We start from the raw sequence: 20286 nt of genomic DNA on the forward strand, positions 1-20286 counted from the left end.
CGGCGGCCGCATTTTTCTTCTCCCGCGTAGCCCGGAGACTTTTTGAATGTTCACATACACTTTGCGGCGATTGCTGTTTGCAATCCCGACGTTGCTGATCATCAGCTTCGCTATCTTCGCGCTTCTCGATCTGGCACCCAATGATCCCACCGGCGACCTGCCGTTGACGATCCCGCCGGAGGTTCGAGAGCAGATCAGGGCATCGCTCGGTCTCGATCAACCCTTTTTCCTTCGCTATCTTTACTGGCTGCAGCAGTTCTTCATCAATGAACCGCTCAATATCCTCGAACGTCTGACCGGTTGGCAGTTCGGCGACGGGTCTCGCATGCGCGTTCTTTCCTGGGCGACACGCAGCCCGGTGGTGGATCTCATCGTTCAGCGCCTGCCGCAGACGCTCTGGGTCGTCGGCCTCGCCTATCTGTTCGGCGTGATGATCGCCATCCCGATCGGCGTCATCTCGGCCTATAAACAGTATTCGGTCTTCGACCAGATCGGCACGTTCCTGGCGATGGTGGGCTACTCGGTCCCGACCTTCTTCACCGGCGTGCTGATGATCGTCATCTTCTCCTCCTACCTGCAATGGTTCCCGTCGGTCTATGACACCAATCTCGTGGTCACCGACTTCTCGAGCTTCCTGCTGCAGGTGAAGCAGATGATCCTGCCGGTGACGGTGCTGGCGCTGTTCAACGCCTCGCAGATCACCCGTTTCGTGCGGGCCTCGATGCTGGACAACCTGCATCAGGACTATGTCCGCACGGCGCGCGCCAAGGGCGTCAAGGAAAAGGCCGTCCTGCTCGTCCACGTGCTGCGCAACAGCCTGATCCCGGTCGTCACCGTCATCGCGCTCGGCGTTCCGACCATCTTCTCGGGCGCCATCATCACCGAGCAAATCTTCCGTGTGAACGGGCTCGGCCAGCTGCTGATCACCGCCGTGCAGGGTGCGGATATTCCGCTCGTGCAGACGCTGACCTTCATCTTCGCCGTGCTGATCGTGCTCTTCAACCTCATCGCCGACGTACTTTACGGCATTCTTGACCCGAGGATCCGTTATGACTGATGCGACAATCACCAGCGCGCCGCCTGCCAAGGCGGCCACCCCCACCCGCTCCGCCCTCGCCGACATGTGGAAGCAGTTCCGCGCTCACAAGGGCGGCGTCGCCGGGCTGATCATCTTCACCTTCATCGTTCTTGCGGTGTTTGTCGGGCCGTATATCCATACGGTCGCTCCCAACGCCATCAACATCCGCGACAAGAACCAATGGCCTTCGCTGGCGCATCCGTTCGGCACCGACAATCTCGGCAAGGACATGCTGGCGCAGGTTCTCGCCGGCGGGCGCATCTCGCTCGCCGTCGGCATCACCGCGATGCTGCTGGCGCTGTTTCTCGGAACGCTGGTCGGCGTGCTGTCCGGTTATTTCCGCAGGCTCGACAATCCGCTGATGCGATTGACCGACCTGTTCCTGGCGCTGCCGCTCCTGCCGCTGCTGCTCGTCATCCTGATGCTGTTCCGCGATACGCTCAGGTCAGCCTTTGGACCGGAAACCGGCATCTTCATCCTGATCGTCTTCGTGATCGGGATCACCAGCTGGATGCACACCGCCCGCATCGTGCGCGGCGACGTGCTCTCAGTCAAAAGCCAGGAATTCATCCTGGCGGCGAAATCCAGCGGCATGCGGGAATACCGGATCATCCTGAAGCACATCCTGCCGAACGTGCTGAGTTCCATCATGGTCTCGGCGACGCTCGGCATTGCGGCGGCCATCATCACGGAATCGGCGCTGAGCTTCCTCGGCCTCGGTTTCCCGTCGGACTTCCCCACCTGGGGGCGTCTGCTCTTCGACGGCGCAAACTTCATGCAGCTCACGCCATCGCGCGTGCTCTGGCCGGGCTTGGCAATCTCGATGACGGTGCTGAGCGTCAACTATATGGGCGACGCGATCCGTGACGCGCTCGATCCGAGAGCATTGAAGCACTAGCTTCGTCGCTCCGACACATAGTCATAAAAATGGCGGCTTCGGCCGCCATTTTTATTTCGCGACAAGCCGAAAACGGCTTTCAAAAAAAATCGAAATTTTTTCGAAACTGCCGGAACCTAACTCCGGGACGTCCGTTATATCAGTGTCTGAAGGCGACCCCCCGTCCCCCGCCCTACAAAGCCTTCGGACATACTCTTCAATCCCCCTCGAAGAGACGAACTGGGTCGGCTCCGTCAAATCGGAACCGACCCAGCTCAGTTTTGGGCATTAGAAAATCCCACATTCACCAAATACAGCCGCATTTTTCACGCGATCGGAATATGCGCGTCGCCGCTCGTTCGAAAGCTCATCATTCGTAATGGTGCGGGCTTATTCGCCACCGCTTTCCAGCGGGAAAACCAGCCGATAGCTGATACGGTCATGGGCGATCACGTAGGTCGCCTTTCCATTGACCGAGGCCGGCACGACGCGTTCGAGAACCGTGCTGCCGAAATGCGCCTTCAGCGCTTCATCGCCTTCCTTGGAAGCCTTGCCTCCGTCCAGCGTTTCGTCCCAGACGAGTTCAAGGGAGTCATGCCCGCTTACCTGCATGCGCGTGCAGGTGACGTTGATCACCCGGCCGCTCCGCAGCAAAGACCCATGGCTGACAGCATTGACGATCAGTTCGTGCAGCGCCAGTCCGAGATGCAGCGAGGCATTCGGCGTCAGTAGCAGGTTATCGCCATGGACACGCACCAGATGCTTGTTTTCCGGCAGATATTTCTCGGTCTGCTGCTGGACCAGCTCGAAGAAATAGGCGCCGCGCCAGCTGGAATCGGTGATCAGATCCTGGCTCTGCGACAGTGAATAAAGCCGTCCGCGGAATTTATGCAGGAAGAGTTCCAGAGAGCCGGAATAACGCGCCGTCTGCAGCGCAATGCTCTGAATGATCGCCAGCAGATTTTTCGACCGGTGACTGACTTCGCGCAACAGCGCTCTCAGCAGGCGCTCGCGGTGACGCTCCTCGGAGCGATCGACGATCGTGGTCACGAAATGCAGCCCGCCCTTGCCGAACTCGACCGCCTGAACACGGAATTCGAAAACCTGCTCAGTGCCGATGGTAATCTCGGCATGTCCCTTTTTCCCGGGCTGGATGAGGCCATCCTTCAGGGTGGCAAGCTTTGCGCCGACATCCTCTCCGAACAGAAGGACGTCGGTCGGCATCTTCACGCCGTTGATCGACCACGCGTCCGGGAGGTTGGTAACAAAGAGATAGTTGCGCTTCGCATCCTGGATGATGATGCTCGCGCCGAGATCGACAAGCGCCGGGACAAAAAATTCGCGTAGTTTATCATCACTCTGACCAGCTTGCTGCCATGTCAGGGGATGCACCAATTTCCACACTCCGTCTGCGGGCTTTCGGGGAAGCCGGGCGCCGCTGAAGCGGCCCCCGGATTTATGAGCATTTGACGTTTTATATGGCGTCAAGCACGCCGGAACAACCCGGCAATAAGCGATATGACAAGCAGCAGGAGAAATATGAGGAAAAGGATTCTGGCAATACCTGCCGCCGTTCCCGCAATACCGCCAAAGCCAGAGGCGCCGACAATATGGCTACGAGCAGGAAGACAAGAGCCTAATACAACATGACGTTCTCCTTGCGGGATGATGCCCCGTCAAACGCCGCCATGTGATATTTGTTCCTGCTTACCTGCCTAGCCGTTGTCTTAGGCCGCTGCCTTGACCGCCTCGTTGAAGAACAATGCCTGGCTGATGAGCGCCTTCACCATATCCGGATTGAACGGCTTGGTGACGAGGAACGCCGGCTCCGGCCGTTCCCCGGTCAACAGCCGCTCAGGGAAGGCGGTGATGAAGATGACCGGAACGGTGGAGGATTTCAGGATTTCGTTGACTGCATCGATACCCGAACTGCCGTCGGCAAGCTGAATATCCGCGAGCACCATCTTGGGATGCGAGGTATTGAACAGCGACACCGCTTCCTTGTGCGTACGGGCAATGCCGGTGACGCGGTGGCCAAGGTCCTGAACCATCTGCTCGATGTCGAGCGCGATCAGCGGCTCGTCTTCAATGATCATGATGTCTGTCGCGACCTGGCGCGAGATTTCGCGAGTTGCCTCGTCGAGCAGCCGGTTCACTTCGCTTACGCTGACATCCAGCACTTCAGCGGTTTCTTCGACTGAGAAGCCTTCGACCGAAATCAACAGAAACGCATGCCGCGCCTGGGAGGGAAGCGAAGCGAGGTTGGCCGCAGCGCGCTGTTCCCAGGCGAAGGGCGAGTCGATCGGACGGATCTCGATGTTGGTGGAACCAAAGATCGCAACGAATAGTTTATAAAGCGAAACACGGTCCTTCGACGATTCCGGGAATATGGAAACGTCTGCGATCAAAGCTTCCAGGACCGCGGCGACATAAGCGTCTCCCGAAGTCTGCGATCCGGTGACGGCGCGTGCATACCGACGCAGATACGGAAGGTGAGACGCAACGCGTGTGGTGAGTGACATACAAAAAATCTCCCCTGTGCCCAGCGGGCAATTGACCTGATATGAACGTGGGGATGCAAAAAAAGTTCCGCAAGGATGGAACTTTTTTTGCCCCCAGGAATTCTCCTGCCCGACGATACCGTAACAGGCTGCCCGCGTGATGAGTGAAGACAACCGAAAAAAAGACGAGATGACCTCAATTCAACCAGAAATCAGGCCCGGAGCGGTGCAGCCTAACGCATCCATTTCCCGTAAATTGCGCGAATTCTACGACGCTGTACAGGACGAAGGTATTCCAGATCGCTTTATGGAATTACTGGAACGCCTGGATCAGGCCGAAAAGAATGCCAAGTCGGTGGATGTAAAATGAGCAAAGAAGGCGAGATCGACGATCGCGGCTTCAAGCGCGACCTGCTGGCGTCCCTTCCTAACCTTCGTGCGTTTGCGGTATCCCTTACCGGCCGGCACGACAAGGCGGACGACCTCGTGCAGGATACCATCATGAAGGCATGGGCGAACCAGACCAGCTTCACCGCAGGTACGAACATGCGCGCCTGGCTCTTCACCATCCTGCGTAATGAATTCTACAGCCAGATGCGCAAGCGCGGCCGTGAAGTTCAGGACAGCGATGGCCTGTTCAGCGAGCGGTTTTCCGTTCATCCGGAACAATACGGCCGTCTCGACATGCAGGATTTCCGAAAAGCGCTGGATAAGCTGCCGGACGATCAGCGCGAAGCGATCGTGCTGGTCGGTGCTGCAGGCTTTGCTTACGAAGAGGCTGCCGCGATCTGCGGATGTGCGGTCGGCACCATCAAGAGCCGTGTTTCCCGCGCCCGCACACGCCTGCAGGAGCTGCTCGGCGTTTCGGGTGAAAGCGATTACGGTCCGGATGCTGGCGATGCGGCAATCACCGCCCGTGCATTCGGCAGCTGACAGGTCGAAAACAGCAGCCGTCTTTAAAACACGCCGCTCGGTCAGTTCCGGGCGGCGTTTTTGATTGCCGCGACAAGTTTCTGATCGTCGAAAGGCTTGGAGACGACCACAACGCCCGGCCATTCTGCAAAGCCGTCCACGGCTTCCTCGTCCATCAGCGTCGAAAGAACGACACCGGCTTCCGTTGCGTTCAGGCGGCGCACCGCCTCCGGGCTTCTCACCAGGCTTGCATGGATCAGCACGACATCGAAATTCTGGGTTTCGAGCACGGCCGGATAATCCCGCGGCATGGCAATCACCATCTCGCCGTCCAGGTTTTCCGTCAGGATACGCTCCGCCTCCATGGCCACGAGGTATTCCAGGTCGACAATGAGAATGCGCAACAGCGTGGCCTGATCCGAGTGAATTAATTGCCCTAGATCACCGAAACTATGCGGGGTCATTTAAAAATGACACAGACGGCCGGAAAACAGCCGACTATGGTTTGTTCAATTTAGCTTTCTTATTGAGTCCAATGGCAAATCCCAAATCTGTCGGCCCCACGCGCATACCCTGCGAACAATGTCCCCTGCGTCGCAGGCTGAATTTTCGTGATTTTTCTCCGGAAGAGCTCGCCTTCATCCAAAGCCTGAAAGTGGGTGAGCTGCAGGCAGAGGCCGGCATGTCCATCATGCGGGAGGGCGAACAGAATCCGCAGCTCTATACGGTGCTGGCAGGCTGGGGTTTCCGCTACAAGATCCTCGAGGATGGCCGCCGGCAGATTCTCAACTACGTTCTGCCCGGCGATCTCGTCGGCCTGCAGGGCAATGTCATGCGGGAAATGCAGCATTCGGTAGAAGCGCTGACCAAGATGACGCTCTGCATGTTCGAGCGCGACAAGCTGCCGGTCCTCTTCCAGACCCACCCCTCGCTTGCCTTCGACATCACCTGGCTGGCTGCGCGCGAAGAATCCATGCTTGACGAACATCTGCTCAGCATCGGCCGGCGCAGCGCCCGGGAGCGCGCGGCCTATCTCTTGGCGTTCCTGGATTCGCGGATCAGGGCGACAAGCGATGCGCCGCCGGAAAAATCGTTCGCCCTGCCACTGACCCAGCAGCACGTGGCCGATACGCTTGGTTTGTCGCTGGTTCACACGAACAAAACACTCCGCACCCTTGCCGACCAGGGCTTGATCCGCTGGCTAGACCGGGGCTGCGAAGTGCTGGATGCGCAAAGGCTTTATCGTGTCGCGGAGTGGCGGCCGCCCGTTGAAGGCAGGCGGCCGTTTATCTGAAGCCGATCATTCATTCAGCTGGCTCGTTGTAACGTGCCGCTGATGACGTGTTTTTCATCACCAGGAACCCAAGCCCCGCAGCCACCGATGCCAGAAGCAGCGGACGCGACTTGACGAGGATCGGCAGGGCGGAAAGCGCTACCGTCATCATCATCGCCTTGCTGCTGTTGGTAGCCGCCGCTTCGCGCTTGCGGCGCTCTTCCGCCCGGTTCGCCAAGGCGACCCAGATAAACATGAAGAGACCGAGTACCAGTGCGCCGCCGGCAACTGCGAGCAGCGCGACCGGCAAGCCCCATATCTGCCCGAGATAAACGGCAAGAGCGGCCACCGCCAGCGCATAGGCCGTCAGCAAAAAGACAAGCGCGAAGGCGTAGAGAATGGCGTTCCTTTTCAGCTTGCGCGTAAACGCCGCGATATCCATCGCGGCGAGCGAAGCCAGAAGCGGGCCTAATCCAGTCATCATCAGCGGCGCGTCAGCAGCGCGAACAGGAAGCCGACGCCGGCGGCGATGGCGACAGACTGGATCGGATTGGTGCGGATCTGGCGTTCCAGATCGCGCTCGTAGGACAGGGCCTGTTCGCGGGCCGCTTCCACCATCTGAAAAGATGCGTCGGCTGCCTCGCTTGCGGCGCGACGGGCCTTGCCCTTCACTTCGCTGGCCTTTTCGTTGCCGACGGCAGCAACCGTCTTGGCAAGATTTGAAATATCTTCACGAAGCAGCTGCAGCTGCGCTTCGATGTCGCCGGGCGGGGTGACGCCATTGCGGCTGCGGCTGAAGTCGGACTGCGTACCGGTCGTGGTGGTCGTAGCTGCCATGTCGATCTCCTTTGGTCGGATCAATCCTGGGCGCAAGGTGATGCGCCGGCGTTGTGAAAAATCAAATGACGCGTAAAAACGTCAAAGAGAATGGTCGCGAGGATCGGAACACCCAACGCCTAGAGAAAAACCGTTCATTCGGCACCTCCTCGCAAGGCGCGTGACGAGCGCGCCGCAATTTTCAAGCTGCGGCCGGTGAACGCGGCAAAACCGTGATGGTTCCCTGAAAAGCCTCGAAGAACCTAAAAATGCTTTTCACTGAGGGCTCAGATCGCAGGCGGCTCCGGCCAGTGACTGATGCCGCCGGTCCATTGTTCGAAGGCGCGGGAAAGCTTCAGAACGAGGAGATCGCCAAACCGCGGCCCAACGATCTGCAGCCCGATCGGCATGCCCGAGGACGAGAAGCCGCAATTGATCGAAGCGGCCGATTGTTCCGACATGTTCCAAGGCACGGTGAAGCCGATATGCTCGAACGGCCGCGCCGGATCATTGGTTGGCGAGGCCCATTCGGCCGGGTAGGAAACGATCGGATTGGTCGGCGACAGAACCGCGTCGGCGGTCGAAAACAGTTTTCCGCAGGCCTTGCGCATCTCGATCGTCTGGTTGAAGCCGCGCACCGCTTCAACACCGGAAATATAGGTGCCGCCTTCCGCCCATTGATAGATATAGGGCAGGATCAGCGCCCGCCGCTCTTCCGGCATCTTTTCGATATCGCCCCAGAAACGCGACCGCCAGAAATTGTCGAGCCCGTCCAGCATGACGCGGGTCAGCACCGGCCCGACCGGAATGATCTCCGCCCCCGCTGCCTCGAACCGCTTCGCCGCTGCGACGACCGCGTCGCGGACCTCCGCATCGACCGGCAAGCCGATGCCGGCATCGAGCATCAGCCCGATCTTCATGCCCGTCACGTCGATATCGAAATCCAGCCAGTCGAAGTCGTTCGGCGGCAATGACGTGCCATCGCGCCAGTCCGGCCGTGACAGTGTCGCCATCGAAATTGCCGAATCCTCGACGCAACGGGTCATCGGCCCGGCGCAGCGGCCGACAAAGAACGGATCGACCGGAATGCGTCCATGGCTCGGCTTGAAGCCGAACAATCCCGTCCAGCCGGCTGGCAGGCGTACCGAACCGCCAATATCCGTGCCGATATGCAGCGGCCCGAAGCTCGCAGCGCCGGCAGCGGAAGCACCGGCACTGGAGCCGCCGGGATTCTGCGTCAGGTCCCACGGATTGCGGCTCAAGTGATGGAAACTCGATAGCCCCGAGGACAGCATTCCGTAATCCGGGCAGGTCGTCTTGGCGAAGATCACTGCGCCATCTTCCCGCATCCGCGCTGCGATCGGCGCATCTTCGGCGGCAGGAACCAGTTCAACTGCTGCCGTGCCGAGCGGAACCGGGTCGCCCTTAGTGGCGATCAGCTCTTTCAGCGTCACCGGAATACCGTCCAGCATGCCAAGCGTCTCACCCCGCATCCAGCGGTCGGTGGAAGCCCCCGCTTGGGCGCGGGCGCTCTCGGGGTTATAAAGATAAAGCGCCTGCACATGCGGCTCGAAAGCCGTCACCCGATCCTCGATGACGGACCAATATTCCGAAGGCGAGAGTTTTTTCGCCGTATAAAGGGAAAGGATTTCGCGGATCGTCAGCTTCAGGAGGTCATGCATCGGAATATCTTCTTTGTCGAAATCATCAATTATCGCGGGGATCGAGCAGGTCGCGCAGGCCGTCGCCCAGCATGTTGAGGCCCAACACCGCAAACGCGATGGCCAGACCCGGCAGCAGCGCCAGCCACGGAGCCTGCCCCAAAAACGTCTGCGCATCGGCCAGCATCCGCCCCCAGGTAGGGTTTGGCGGCGGCATGCCGAGACCGAGGAAGGAAAGTCCGGCTTCGGTGAGGATCGCGAGACCCAGCTGGATCGTCACCTGCACGATGATCTGGTTGGAAATATTGGGTAGCACATGCACCAGCGTGATCTTCGTCTTCGACCGCCCGATGCCGATCGCCGCCATGACATAATCTCGCGTCCAGATCTGCAGCGCCGCGCCCAATGTCAGCCGCGCGAAGACCGGCACCATGAACGTGCCGATCGCGATGATCGCCGTGAAGCGGCCCGATCCGATAAACGCCCCGAGCATCATCGCCGACAGGATCGGCGGCACCGCAAAGATGATGTCGCAGCCGCGCATCACCACCAGTTCCAGCCAGCCGCGCCGCATCGCAACAATAACGCCGACCGACGTGCCGACCGACGCACCGAGCGCCACGGCAAGGATCGAGGTCGACAGCGAATTCCAAGCGCCCACCATCAGCATCGACGCGACGTCGCGGCCAAATTGGTCGGTACCCAGAAAACCGAAATCGAACGGAGCCTTGAGCTTGTGGACGATGTTCATCTTGGCTGGCGCAAAAGGCGTCCAGACCAGCGACAGCAGGGCCACGGCAAACAGCGCCAGTGTAATAACGAACCCGATCAGGAAGACGGGACGGCGCAGCGCTCTCGTCATTGGGCATTAGCCCTTAGCCGCGGATCGATCATCAGATAGGCGAGATCGACCAGAAAATTCATGATGATGACGAGAGCGGAGAAGAACAGCACGACATCCTGCATGACGATGATATCGCGTTGCGACAGCGCCTGATAGGCAAGCCGCCCAAGCCCCGGCAGGTTGAAGACGTTCTCCACCAGCACCGCGCCGGCAATCAGGAAAGTGAACTGCAGCCCGAGCATGGTGACGACGGGGATAGCCGCATTCGGCACCGCATGCCGCCAGATGGCGACCCCATCGCTCAACCCCTTGGCACGCGCCGTGCGCACATAATCCTCGTTCATCACTTCCAGCACCGCGGCGCGGGCAACGCGCGTCAGCACGCCCGCCTGCGGCAGCGCCAGCGCAATCGCCGGCTTCAACAGCGCCTGCAGACCCGCGAGCAACCCGGCACCCCACCCCGGAAACCCGCCCGCCGGCATCCAGCCAAGCATGGAGGAAAAGGCGATGATCAACAGCAGCCCGACCCAGAAAGCCGGCACGGCAATGCTGACATAAGAGAAGATGCCGGCCAAGAAATCGAAAACGCCATTATGCCTACGCGCTGCCTGCACACCGAGCGGCACGGCGATGGCGACCGACATCACGATGGCCATCAGCGCCAGCGGCAACGTGACCGCCAGCCGCTCAGCGATCAACCCCGCGACCGGCACACCATAGGTATAGGACTGGCCGAGATCGCCGTGGAATATGCCCGTCAGCCAGGCGAGATACCGCACCGGAAGCGGCTGATCGAGGCCGAGCTGAGTGCGCAACGCCGCCAGAGTTTCCGGGCTTGCCGAGGTTCCGAGCATGATCGACGCCGGATCGCCGGGTAGGAGATTCATGACGCAGAAGATCAGCAGGGAGACGACGAGGAGGGTGACGAGGAGAGAAAGGATTCGGCGGAGGAGGATGGAGATCATTGGCCACAAGCTCCCCTTCTTCCCCCTTGCGGGGAAGATGTCAGCGGAGCTGACAGATGGGGGTGGTGCCACGAACCCGACGGTAGAACTTGCTGAACCACCCCCCTCTGTCGCCTCTGGCGACATCTCCCCCGCAAGGGGGGAGACGGGAGTTGGTGGCACCGCTGCGGCTTAATTTTTGGGATAAGGGTGCGGCGGGTTAGCCCTTCCTCCTTGTGGGGGGTTAAATCTGCAGCAAGCTCGCCATCCCACCCCATCAAACCGTCACTCTGCCCACGAAACATCCGTCAACACATTCGACGGGATCGGCTCGTTCTCCCAAAGTCCCTTTACCTTCGCATCCCAAACACCGAGCTTCGGCATCACGAACAGAAACAGCGACGGCACATCGTTGGCGAGGATCGTCTGCGCCTCGCCATAAAGCCTTTCCTGTTCAGCGGCATCGGACGTCGCCTCGACCTTGGCGAGGATGTCGTTGAAGGCCGAGTTCTTGTAGTTGAAGTAATACGGATCGCGGGCATAGATATCGATATCCATCGGCTCCGCATGGGCGACGATGGTCATGTCGTAATCGGCGGCCTTCAGCACATCCGCCACCCATTTGGCCGGAAATTCGGTCGTTTCGATATTCATCGTCACACCGATTTCCGCAAACATCGCCTGCAGAATCTGCGACGAACGCTGCGCATAGGCCATCTGCGGCGCCTTCATGGTGAAGGTGAAGCCGTTCGAGAATCCCGCTTCCGCCAGCAGCGCCCTGGCCTTGGCAGCATCGAATGGATAAACGCCCGTCAGATCCTTGTAGCCGCGATCGTTCGGCGTGTAATGGCTGCCGATCGGCGTGCCGTAACCCGACCATGCGCCGTCCACGACGGTGGCGCGATCCACCGCCATCATCAGCGCCTGCCGAACCTTCTTGTCGGAGAACGGCTTGCGGGTATTGTTCATGCCGGCGACGACCTTCAGCTCGGTATTGCCGATCACCGTCGCAAGCTTCTTGTCACCTTCAAACGACTTCACCAGTTCCGGCGCGCCGAATTCCGGGAAGGCATCCACGTCACCCGCCTTCAGCGCCGCAGCTTGCGCCTGCGGATCGGCGATGAAGCGGAAGGCCGCCGTATCGAGCTTCACGGAAACCGACTTGTTCCAGTAATCGGCATTCTTCGCGAGATCGACCTTCGAGCCCTTGGCCCAGGAAACGAACTTGAAAGGCCCGGTCCCGACCGGAGTCGTCTTGTTGTCGGCGGCGGATTTCGGCTCGACGACGACCGAGGCCGGCCAGCCGAGCCAGTAGAGCAGGCTGCCGGCCGGTTGCTTCAGCTTCAGCACCAGCGTGCCGGCATCCGGGGTTTCGATCGTCTCGATCGAGGCGAAATAACGCTTCTGCGGATTGACGCTATCTGCACCGCGAGCGCGGTCGAGCGAGAACTTTGCGACAGCGCTATCGAAAGCCACGCCGTTATGGAACTTCACGCCCTGACGCAGCTTGAACGTATAGGTCTTGCCATCTGGCGAGATCTGCCAGCTTTCGGCGAGCTGCGGCTGCACCTTGCCGGCCTTGTCGATGGTGGTCAGGCCCTCGAAAACGTTCTGCCAGGTCACCTGACCGATCGCGACAGGGGCGGCAATCGTCGGATCGAGCCCGGTCGGCTCGACGGCCATGCCGACCGTCAGCGCGGTTTTCGGCGCAGCCTCTGCACCAGATTGCACGACAAATACGCCGGCCGCCATGGCGAGACCAAAGGCGGCCCCCTTTAGCATAGTGGCCGAACCCCAGAACGTCATCCTGCCCATCAAAATCCCCTTTTTGGACTACGACCCAGCCTGATCGGCACCTGCGGGATCGGTGATTGCCAAAAGTGTGTCATTTCGCAGGTGCACACACAATGCAGAATTTTGTGTTCTCTGTGTAGCCGAAAACGCTACACGAAAATGCTTTTATTCGACTGCCTTGCGACGCCCCGATTTTCTCGTATCCGCCCCGCGCATAAAACCTTCGATAAAATCCACCAGCTTGCCCGCCGCAAACGATAGCTGCCGGTCCGGCGCGACGCAAAGATCGATCGGCGTCCGCACCGCCCTGCCCGAGACGACCGGCACCGCCGTTAGCTGCCCGGCCTGAATTTCCCGCTGCACCGCAAGCGCCGGCAGAAGAGTGACGGCCGCGCGGCGCAGCACCAGCTCTTTCAACATTTCCAGCGAACCGGTGACGAAGACCGGATCGAGCGTCAGCCCGTCCTTGGCAAACACATCCTCGAAAGCCTGACGGGCGCTGAAGCTCTTGTCCGGCAGCGCCAACGGCATCCGCACCAGATCGCGCAAGGTCAACTCCTTGGCGCCGGCGGCGGGATGATCCGCCGCCATGATCACGTCATAGGTCAGCTCGGAGCGCACCCGTACCTTCACGCCGGAAATTTTTGGCGCGAACAGCGTCACCACCAGATCGGCTTCTGCGGCGGCCAGCGCCTCGACCGCCTCACGGGCGCTGGTGATGGCTACTTCGAAACGAAGCTTCGGATAACGCAGGCTGAATTCCGCCAGAACCGGCGCCAGCAGGTTCGCCACGACGGCACCGTTCGCAAAGATCACCACCCTGCCCCGCTGCAGGCCCTGCAGATCGTCGATGAGCTGGTGAACATGCTCCAACTCCCGCAGCGTCTTGCCAGCACGCGCCGCCAGAAGCTCGCCGGCCGCCGTCAGCTTGATACCGCGATTGCTGCGCTCCACCAGCGGCGTGCCGAAATGGTGCTCGAGATTCTCGATCTGCCGCGAAACGGCGGTGGCGGCGACATTCAGATTCTCCGCCGCCGCCCGCATGGAATTCGTCCGCACGAGTTCATCGAAATACATAAGCGCGCGAAGCTGCATGCGATCCTGCTATCAAACCAAAGCGCCCGTTAGCTCCTGCGGAAACCTTCGCTGGCGACGAGCAATTGGCGCGTATAATCGGCGGAAAATTCGCGATTTTCCAGCGCTTTCCGCGGCACCGTCTCGACAACCTCGCCATTCTTCATTACCGCCAACCGTTCGCACATATGGCTGATGACACCGAGGTCGTGGCTGACCATGACGAAGGTCAGGTTCCGGTCACGCCGCGCCTGTTCCAGAAGGTTGAGGATTTCCGCCTGGATCGAGGCGTCGAGCGCCGAAGTCGGCTCGTCGAGCAGCAGGATTTTCGGCTCCAGTATCAGGGCGCGAGCAATGGCGATACGCTGGCGCTGCCCGCCGGAAAGCTGGTGCGAATAGCGGAACCGGAAGCCGGAGCCGAGGCCGACCTCATCGAGAGCGCGGCTGATCCGCGTCTCCACATCTGTGAACCCATGGATCACCAAGGGTTCGAGCAGCAGCCGGTCCACCGTCTGGCGCGGATGCAGCGAGCCATAGGGATCCTGAAATACCATCTGGACCGTGCGGTAGAATTCCTTGTCCCGATGACGACCTGAATAGGAACGGCCGCTGACGCTCAGCGTACCCTGCTGAAATGTCGCGAGCCCTGCAACGGCGCGCAGCAATGTCGATTTGCCGGACCCGGACTCGCCGACGATACCAAAGGATTCGCCTTGGCCGACATCGAGGCTGACATGGTTCAGCGCATTGAACTCGTCATAGGTGACGACCATGTCGCGGATCGAAAGAGCTGATGTCATAGCGACCACTCCGGCTTGCGGTCGAGAACCGGCAGCGGATGCCGGTCGGAACCGATGGTCGGCAGGCAGTTGAGCAGCCCGCGGGTGTAAGGATGCTGCGCTTCGGCAAGGTTTGCCGAAGACAGTTCCTCGACGATCCGCCCCGCATACATAACGATGACGCGGTCGCAGAAGGACGAGACGAGGCGCAGGTCATGGGAGATGAAGATCAGACCCATGCCTCGTTCAGCGACCAGCTTGTCGAGAATGCCGAGCACTTCGAGCTGCACCGTCACGTCCAATGCCGAGGTCGGTTCGTCGGCAATCAGCAGCTCCGGGCCGCAGACCAGCATCATGGCGATCATCGCCCGCTGGCCCATGCCGCCGGAAACCTCGTGTGGATAAAGGTCGAAAACGCGTTGCGGATCGCGGATCTGTACCGCTTCCAGCATGGCAAGCGCTCTCGCCTTTGCCTCGGAGCCGGAGACTTTCTCATGCGTCTTCAGCGTTTCGACGATCTGCCGGCCGATGGTCATGACCGGGTTCAGCGAATATTTCGGGTCCTGCAAGATCATCGCGACCTTTTTGCCGCGCAGGTCCCGCCGTTCCGCCGCCGGCATATTGAGGAGATCGCGATCGCCGAAAGCGAGCTTCTTAGCGGTGATTTTTGCGTGGCCCGGCGTCAGGCCCATGATGGCGCGGCCGGTCTGCGACTTGCCGGAGCCGGATTCGCCAACAATGCCGAGCCGTTCCTTGCCGAGCGTGAAGGAAACGCCGCGCACCGCCTGAACCTCGCCCGTGCGGGTCGGGAAGGTAACGCGCAGATCGTCGACGGTCAGGAGAGCGGTCATTGGCCGGCCTCCTTCGGATCGAGCGCATCGCGCAGACCATCGCCCAGAAGGTTGAAGCCAAGGCTGACGATCAGGATCGCCACGCCGGGCATGGCAGCAACCCACCACTGGTCCAGGATGAAACGACGGCCCGACGCGATCATCGCACCCCATTCCGGCAGCGGCGGCTGGGCGCCGAGGCCCAGGAAGCCAAGGCCGGCGGCGGTGAGGATGATGCCCGCCATGTCGAGCGTGACACGGACGATCAGCGACGAAACGCAGAGCGGCATGACGTGCCGCAACACGATGCGCATCGGCGAAGCGCCCATCAGTTTCACGGCCGAGATGAATTCCGAATTGCGGAAAGTCAGCGTTTCGGCACGGGCGATCCGAGCATAAGGCGGCCAGGAGGTGACGGCGATGGCGAGAATGGCATTTTCGATCCCAGGCCCGAGAGCCGCGACCAGCGCCAGCGCCAGCACGAGCTTCGGAAACGCCAGGAAGATATCGGTGATCCGCATCAGCACCGCATCGACCCAGCCACCGGCATAACCGGCGGCCGTGCCGACAATGAGCCCGATCGGTGCCGCGATGATCGCCACCAGCACGACGACGAGCAGCGTCAACCGCGAGCCGTAGATCAGTCGCGACAGGATATCGCGACCCTGATCATCCGTACCCAGCAGATACCCTTCCGAACCGAGCGGCAGAAGGCGCGAGTTGCGCAGGTCGCCGACCACGGGATTATGCGGTGCCAGCAAATCCGCGAAGGCCGCTACCAGCACCAGCAGGACGATGATGGCCAGCCCCAAAAGCGCCAGCCGGTTTTCCGCAAACCGGCGCCAGACAATATAGGCGCGGCCAAGCCGGGCCTGCTTGCGCGAGGTCGGTCGGTCGGAAAGCAGCCATTCGCGGCTATAGGGTTTCAGGTTCTCCACGGTGCTCATCGGCTACGCGTCCTAGGGTCGAGTGTCCGATAGAGAAGATCGGAGAAAATGTTGATGCCGACGAAGACGGCCCCGATCACCAGCGTACCGCCCAGAACCGCGTTCATGTCAGCATTCTGCAGCGAATTGGTGATGTAGAGGCCAAGCCCCGGCCAGGAGAAGATGGTTTCTGTCAGGACCGAGCCCTCGAGCAGGTTGGCATAGGACAGCGCAATCACCGTCACCAGCGGCACTGCGGCATTGCGCAGCGCGTGGAACCAGATGATCCGCGCCTCGGACAGGCCCTTCGCCCGCGCAGCCACCACATACTCCTGGGACAGCTCGTTCAGCATGAAAGAGCGGGTCATGCGGCTGATATAGGCAAGGGAGAAATAACCGAGCAGAGAGCCCGGCAGCGCGATGTGCAGGAAAAGGTCCCAGAGAACATCCCACTGGCCCTGCATGGTCGCATCGAGCAGATAAAAACCCGTCTGCGGCGTGAAACTGTATTCGTAGACGATATCGACACGGCCCGGGAAAGCCACCCAGCGCAGCTGGGCATAAAACAACACCAACGAAAGCAGCCCAAGCCAGAAGATCGGCACCGAATAACCGATCAGGCCGATGACACGCACGATCTGGTCGGCAAAACTGCCGCGGCGCACGGCCGCCAGCACGCCGAGCGGAATGCCGAGGATCGCACCGATCAGCGTGCCGATCGTCGCAAGCTCCATGGTCGCTGGAAAGACGCGCTTGATGTCTTCGAGCACCGGATTGCTGGTCAGAACCGAGGTGCCGAGATTGCCCGTAAGCGCTTGTTTCGTATAAATCCAGAACTGCTCGTAAAGCGGCAGGTTCAAGCCCAGTTCGATACGGGTCCGCTCGTAGAGATGCGCCGGCGCGCGGTCGCCGACGATCGCCAGCACCGGATCGATCGGAATAATCCGGCCGATGAAGAAGGTCACCAGCAGCAGGCCGAAAATGGTCGTAACCACCGTCACCGCGAAACGCAGGACGGAGGTTGCAGCAGAGGAAGCACGGCGCCGGTTACGCCGTGTCGCCACGCTTGTTTCAGGTAAAGTCAAGGATTCCGCCTTTCAGGCCACAGCGTCGGTCGAAAATCGAAACCGATTTCCAGACAGCACGGCGTGTAAACTCAAAGATCCCGGAGCACCGCAGGATGCTCCGGGAAGCCGTTTCCGGCTTAGTCCTTGGAAACGTTGAACACGTAGTTGGTGTCGAAGGTCGGGCCGAGCTTGAAGTCCTTCACGCCTTTCCCCACGCCGGCGACTTCCGTCTGCTGGAAGATCAGCGCGAACGGACCGCTGGTCAGAAGCTTCTTCTGCAGATTCTGATAGATCGCGGCGCGCTTGGCCGAATCCCGCTCCAGGAAGCCGGTCTTGGTTTCCTTCGTCAGTTCCGGAATGTCCCAGGCGTTACGCCAGGCGAGCGTCTTCGACGTGCCGTCATCGGCGTTGTTGACGTTCGACGTGAAGGTTTCCGCGTTGGAGTTCGGATCCCAGTAATCGACGCCCCAATAGCCGATATACATGTCGTGCGTGCGGGCACGATATTTCGTCAGCGTCTGCTTACCATCGCCAGGAATGATTTCCATCTTGATGCCGGCCTGGGCGAAAGTCTGCTGGATCGATTCCGCGATGCCGGTGGTCGGCTGGTTGTTGCGCACGTCCATGGTCACCGAGAAGCCATCCTTCAGGCCGGCCTTGGCAAGCAGTTCCTTGGCCTTGGCGACGTCGAGCTTGTACGGCTTGTCGTCGATCGCGCCGAGCAGGCCCTTCGGCAGGAAGGTCTGGTGGATCTCGCCGACACCCTTGATCAGCGTCGCGCCGATCGCGTCGTAGTCGACGAGATATTTCATCGCCTCCACGACTTCCGGCTTTTTCAGGTTCGGGTTCTTCTGGTTCATGCTGAAGTAGAAGACCGAGCCCTTCGGCGTGCTGGTGACTGCGGTTCCCTTCTTGGCAACTGCGTCGATATCGTTCGGCTCGAGGTTGCGGGCAACGTCGATGTCGTTGTTCTCAAGCGCCAGGCGCTGAGCCGTACTTTCCTTCATGTGGCGATAGATGACGCGGTTGAGCTTCGCCTTTTCGCCCCAGTAATTATCGTTGCGCTCCATAACGACCACTTCATTGGCGCGCCATTCGCGGATCTTGTACGGGCCGGAACCGGCGAAATTGCTCTTCAGCCAGGCATTGCCGTAATCGTCATTGGTGACGTGCTGCGAGACGACCTTCTTGTCGACGACGGCCGCAACGGTTGCGGTCAAGCAGTTCAGCACGAAGGACGGCGCATAGGCCTGATCGACGGTCAGCACAAAGGTGCTCGGATCCTTGGCGACGGCCTTGGTGGTGATGTTATCCTTCTTCAGGCCGAACTGGTTGAGGATGAAGGCCGGCGGACCGTCGATCTTGACCGAACGTTCGAAGGAATAGGCGACGTCTTCCGCGGTGATCGGGTTGCCGGAGGCGAATTTCAGACCGGACTTGATCTTGAACGTGTAGGTCAGGCCGTCGTCCGAAACGGTCCAGCTTTCGGCAAGGTCCGGCTTGACCTTGGAGGTGTCGGCAATGTCGAGACGAACGAGGCGGTCGTAGCTGTTGCCGTTGATTTCACCGGCCGAAAATTCGAAGGCCTGGCCCGGATCGAGCGTGATGATGTCGTCGAAGGCGAGGCCGATGACGAGCGTATCCTTCGGCGTGACTGCGAAGGCCTGCGGTGCGGCAGCCATCATGACCGCCAGCGCAGCACCCGTCGTCAGCAGACGGATTCGTCCCTTGAATGAATGAAGCATAGTCTGTCTTCCCCTTTGGTTCTTTGGACCAGTTCTTGGAACTCCGGGGAAAACCGACCTTATTCGTGCCAGGCCTTCCCCAAAACTCTGAGCCAGTTTTCCCGGCATAGCTTTATTAGCTCTGCTTCACCGTATCCCGCGTTTTTGAGCGCCGCAACCAGATTTTGATTTCCTGCAGCATCATGAATTTCTTCCGGAATCGACGCCCCGTCGAAATCCGAACCAAGCGCCACGCAGTCGATCCCCATACGCTCCACCATGTAATCGACATGGCGCACCATGTCGGAAAGCGGCGTCGAGACATTGTCGCGACCGTCGGCACGCAGCATGGTCACGGCATAGTTCAGGCCGACCAGACCATTGCCTTCCTTGATGGCATCCATCTGCTTGTCGGTGAGGTTGCGGGCGACCGGCGTCAGCGCATGCGCGTTGGAATGGCTGGCGATCAAAGGCTGGTCGGAGGCCTTCGCGGCATCCCAGAAACCCTTCTCGGTGATATGCGCCAGATCGATCAGGATGCCGAGCCTGTTGCAGGCCTTGATTAGCTCGAAACCGGCGTCTGTCAGACCCGGACCGGTATCCGGCGACATCGGATAAGCGAAGGGCACGCCATGGCCGAAAATGTTGTGGCGGCTCCAGACCGGGCCGAGCGAGCGCAGGCCGGCGGCATAAAACACTTCAAGATTGTCGAGATCGGGATCGAGCGCCTCGCAGCCTTCCATATGCATGACGGCGGCGAAAATGCCGTCGTCCATTGCTCTGCGGATTTCAGCGGTGGAGCGGCAGAGCCGCCATGCACCGGCCTGGTCGAGGCGCAGCGCAATCGACGCCTTTTCAAGCGCGATGGTCAGCGACGGAAGATGGTCGAGCGGCGTGGACAGCGGCGTGACATAATGGCCGTCCGCATCCGGCTCCTTCAGCACCAGTTCGCCGGAAGGAATGTAGATGGCGCAAAGGCCACCGGCGAGACCGCCCTTCCTGGCACGAGGGCCGTCGATATGGCCGCTCGTGATGCCGTCCCTGAACTCGGCGATCGGGTCGCTGCCCGATTTCGCATTCCGCCAGAGCCGCAGAAGCACGTCGTTATGGCCGTCGAACACCAATTCCATGAACCTATTCCCGATTTTATGATTGTTCCCGAGGTGAGTTATCCAGCGATCCTAGC

Annotated in this window: 21 protein-coding genes and 1 pseudogene; 5 read left to right on the top strand and 17 right to left on the bottom strand. The window is 60.2% G+C overall.

All coding sequences use genetic code 11. The features are described from left to right. Positions 1-46: 46 nt before the first annotated feature. A complete protein-coding gene (locus KX729_RS10305) occupies positions 47-1057 on the top strand; it encodes an ABC transporter permease (protein WP_219742345.1) in 1011 nt (336 codons plus the stop codon). Further along, on the top strand, positions 1050-1976 hold the full coding sequence (locus tag KX729_RS10310) for an ABC transporter permease (RefSeq protein WP_219742346.1): 927 nt from the start codon (positions 1050-1052) through the stop codon (positions 1974-1976). Before KX729_RS10305 ends, KX729_RS10310 begins: the two co-directional genes overlap by 8 nt. 369 nt (positions 1977-2345) lie before the next feature. On the opposite strand, the gene KX729_RS10315 is transcribed toward KX729_RS10310, so the two are convergent. From KX729_RS10315 to KX729_RS10325, 3 genes and pseudogenes are all read right to left on the bottom strand, one after another. Then, on the bottom strand, positions 2346-3347 hold the full coding sequence (locus KX729_RS10315) for a sensor histidine kinase (RefSeq protein WP_219742537.1): 1002 nt from the start codon (positions 3345-3347) through the stop codon (positions 2346-2348). A 92-nt stretch (positions 3348-3439) separates the two neighbouring features. Then, a pseudogene (locus KX729_RS10320) lies at positions 3440-3579 on the bottom strand (DUF1328 family protein). A 103-nt stretch (positions 3580-3682) separates the two neighbouring features. Then, the gene (locus KX729_RS10325) at positions 3683-4477 is read right to left on the bottom strand and encodes a response regulator (RefSeq protein WP_219742347.1); all 795 of its coding nucleotides are present in this window, start codon (positions 4475-4477) and stop codon (positions 3683-3685) included. Positions 4478-4646: 169 nt separating this feature from the next. On the opposite strand from KX729_RS10325, the gene KX729_RS10330 reads away from it, so the two are divergent. Next, positions 4647-4826, top strand: coding sequence for a NepR family anti-sigma factor (locus KX729_RS10330; protein ID WP_219742538.1), 180 nt, complete (start codon positions 4647-4649; stop codon positions 4824-4826). Further along, positions 4823-5389 carry an RNA polymerase sigma factor gene (locus tag KX729_RS10335; protein WP_219742348.1) on the top strand — a complete coding sequence of 189 codons (567 nt, stop codon included), beginning with the start codon at positions 4823-4825 and terminating at the stop codon, positions 5387-5389. The genes KX729_RS10330 and KX729_RS10335 overlap by 4 nt, the downstream gene beginning before the upstream one ends. 41 nt (positions 5390-5430) lie before the next feature. Here the strand turns inward: KX729_RS10335 and KX729_RS10340 are convergent, their stop codons facing one another. Next, the gene (locus KX729_RS10340) at positions 5431-5772 is read right to left on the bottom strand and encodes a hypothetical protein (RefSeq protein WP_219742349.1); all 342 of its coding nucleotides are present in this window, start codon (positions 5770-5772) and stop codon (positions 5431-5433) included. A 131-nt stretch (positions 5773-5903) separates the two neighbouring features. On the opposite strand from KX729_RS10340, the gene KX729_RS10345 reads away from it, so the two are divergent. Next, positions 5904-6662 (top strand): Crp/Fnr family transcriptional regulator, encoded by a 759-nt coding sequence (locus KX729_RS10345; protein ID WP_219742539.1) that lies wholly within the window; start codon positions 5904-5906, stop codon positions 6660-6662. Positions 6663-6672: 10 nt separating this feature from the next. On the opposite strand, the gene KX729_RS10350 is transcribed toward KX729_RS10345, so the two are convergent. From KX729_RS10350 to KX729_RS10410, 13 genes are all read right to left on the bottom strand, one after another. Then, positions 6673-7125, bottom strand: coding sequence for a hypothetical protein (locus KX729_RS10350; RefSeq protein WP_219742350.1), 453 nt, complete (start codon positions 7123-7125; stop codon positions 6673-6675). Further along, positions 7125-7478: an ElaB/YgaM/YqjD family protein gene (locus KX729_RS10355; protein WP_219742351.1), complete on the bottom strand. Its 354-nt coding sequence runs from the start codon at positions 7476-7478 to the stop codon at positions 7125-7127. Before KX729_RS10355 ends, KX729_RS10350 begins: the two co-directional genes overlap by 1 nt. Before the next feature lie 266 nt (positions 7479-7744). Then, positions 7745-9139, bottom strand: a complete 1395-nt coding sequence (locus KX729_RS10360) for an amidase (RefSeq protein WP_219742352.1) — start codon at positions 9137-9139, stop codon at positions 7745-7747. 25 nt (positions 9140-9164) lie between these two features. Then, a complete protein-coding gene (locus KX729_RS10365; RefSeq protein ID WP_219742353.1) occupies positions 9165-9980 on the bottom strand; it encodes an ABC transporter permease in 816 nt (271 codons plus the stop codon). Beyond that, positions 9977-10927: an ABC transporter permease gene (locus KX729_RS10370; RefSeq protein WP_219742354.1), complete on the bottom strand. Its 951-nt coding sequence runs from the start codon at positions 10925-10927 to the stop codon at positions 9977-9979. The genes KX729_RS10365 and KX729_RS10370 overlap by 4 nt, the downstream gene beginning before the upstream one ends. A gap of 264 nt (positions 10928-11191) precedes the next feature. Continuing rightward, a complete protein-coding gene (locus tag KX729_RS10375; protein ID WP_376775951.1) occupies positions 11192-12688 on the bottom strand; it encodes an ABC transporter substrate-binding protein in 1497 nt (498 codons plus the stop codon). Between the two features lie 177 nt (positions 12689-12865). Next, positions 12866-13795, bottom strand: coding sequence for a LysR family transcriptional regulator (locus KX729_RS10380; protein ID WP_219742356.1), 930 nt, complete (start codon positions 13793-13795; stop codon positions 12866-12868). A 29-nt stretch (positions 13796-13824) separates the two neighbouring features. Beyond that, positions 13825-14574: an ABC transporter ATP-binding protein gene (locus KX729_RS10385; protein ID WP_219742357.1), complete on the bottom strand. Its 750-nt coding sequence runs from the start codon at positions 14572-14574 to the stop codon at positions 13825-13827. Then, a complete protein-coding gene (locus KX729_RS10390) occupies positions 14571-15404 on the bottom strand; it encodes an ABC transporter ATP-binding protein (protein WP_219742358.1) in 834 nt (277 codons plus the stop codon). Before KX729_RS10390 ends, KX729_RS10385 begins: the two co-directional genes overlap by 4 nt. Then, on the bottom strand, positions 15401-16330 hold the full coding sequence (locus tag KX729_RS10395) for an ABC transporter permease (RefSeq protein ID WP_219742359.1): 930 nt from the start codon (positions 16328-16330) through the stop codon (positions 15401-15403). Before KX729_RS10395 ends, KX729_RS10390 begins: the two co-directional genes overlap by 4 nt. Beyond that, positions 16327-17373, bottom strand: a complete 1047-nt coding sequence (locus KX729_RS10400; protein ID WP_376775949.1) for an ABC transporter permease — start codon at positions 17371-17373, stop codon at positions 16327-16329. Before KX729_RS10400 ends, KX729_RS10395 begins: the two co-directional genes overlap by 4 nt. A 140-nt stretch (positions 17374-17513) precedes the next feature. Further along, positions 17514-19121 carry an ABC transporter substrate-binding protein gene (locus tag KX729_RS10405; RefSeq protein WP_219742361.1) on the bottom strand — a complete coding sequence of 536 codons (1608 nt, stop codon included), beginning with the start codon at positions 19119-19121 and terminating at the stop codon, positions 17514-17516. Positions 19122-19180: 59 nt separating this feature from the next. Then, a complete protein-coding gene (locus KX729_RS10410; protein WP_219742362.1) occupies positions 19181-20230 on the bottom strand; it encodes a dipeptidase in 1050 nt (349 codons plus the stop codon). Positions 20231-20286: the final 56 nt, after the last annotated feature.

Origin of the sequence: Neorhizobium populisoli (assembly GCF_019430945.1) — a bacterium.
Lineage (GTDB): Bacteria > Pseudomonadota > Alphaproteobacteria > Rhizobiales > Rhizobiaceae > Neorhizobium > Neorhizobium populisoli.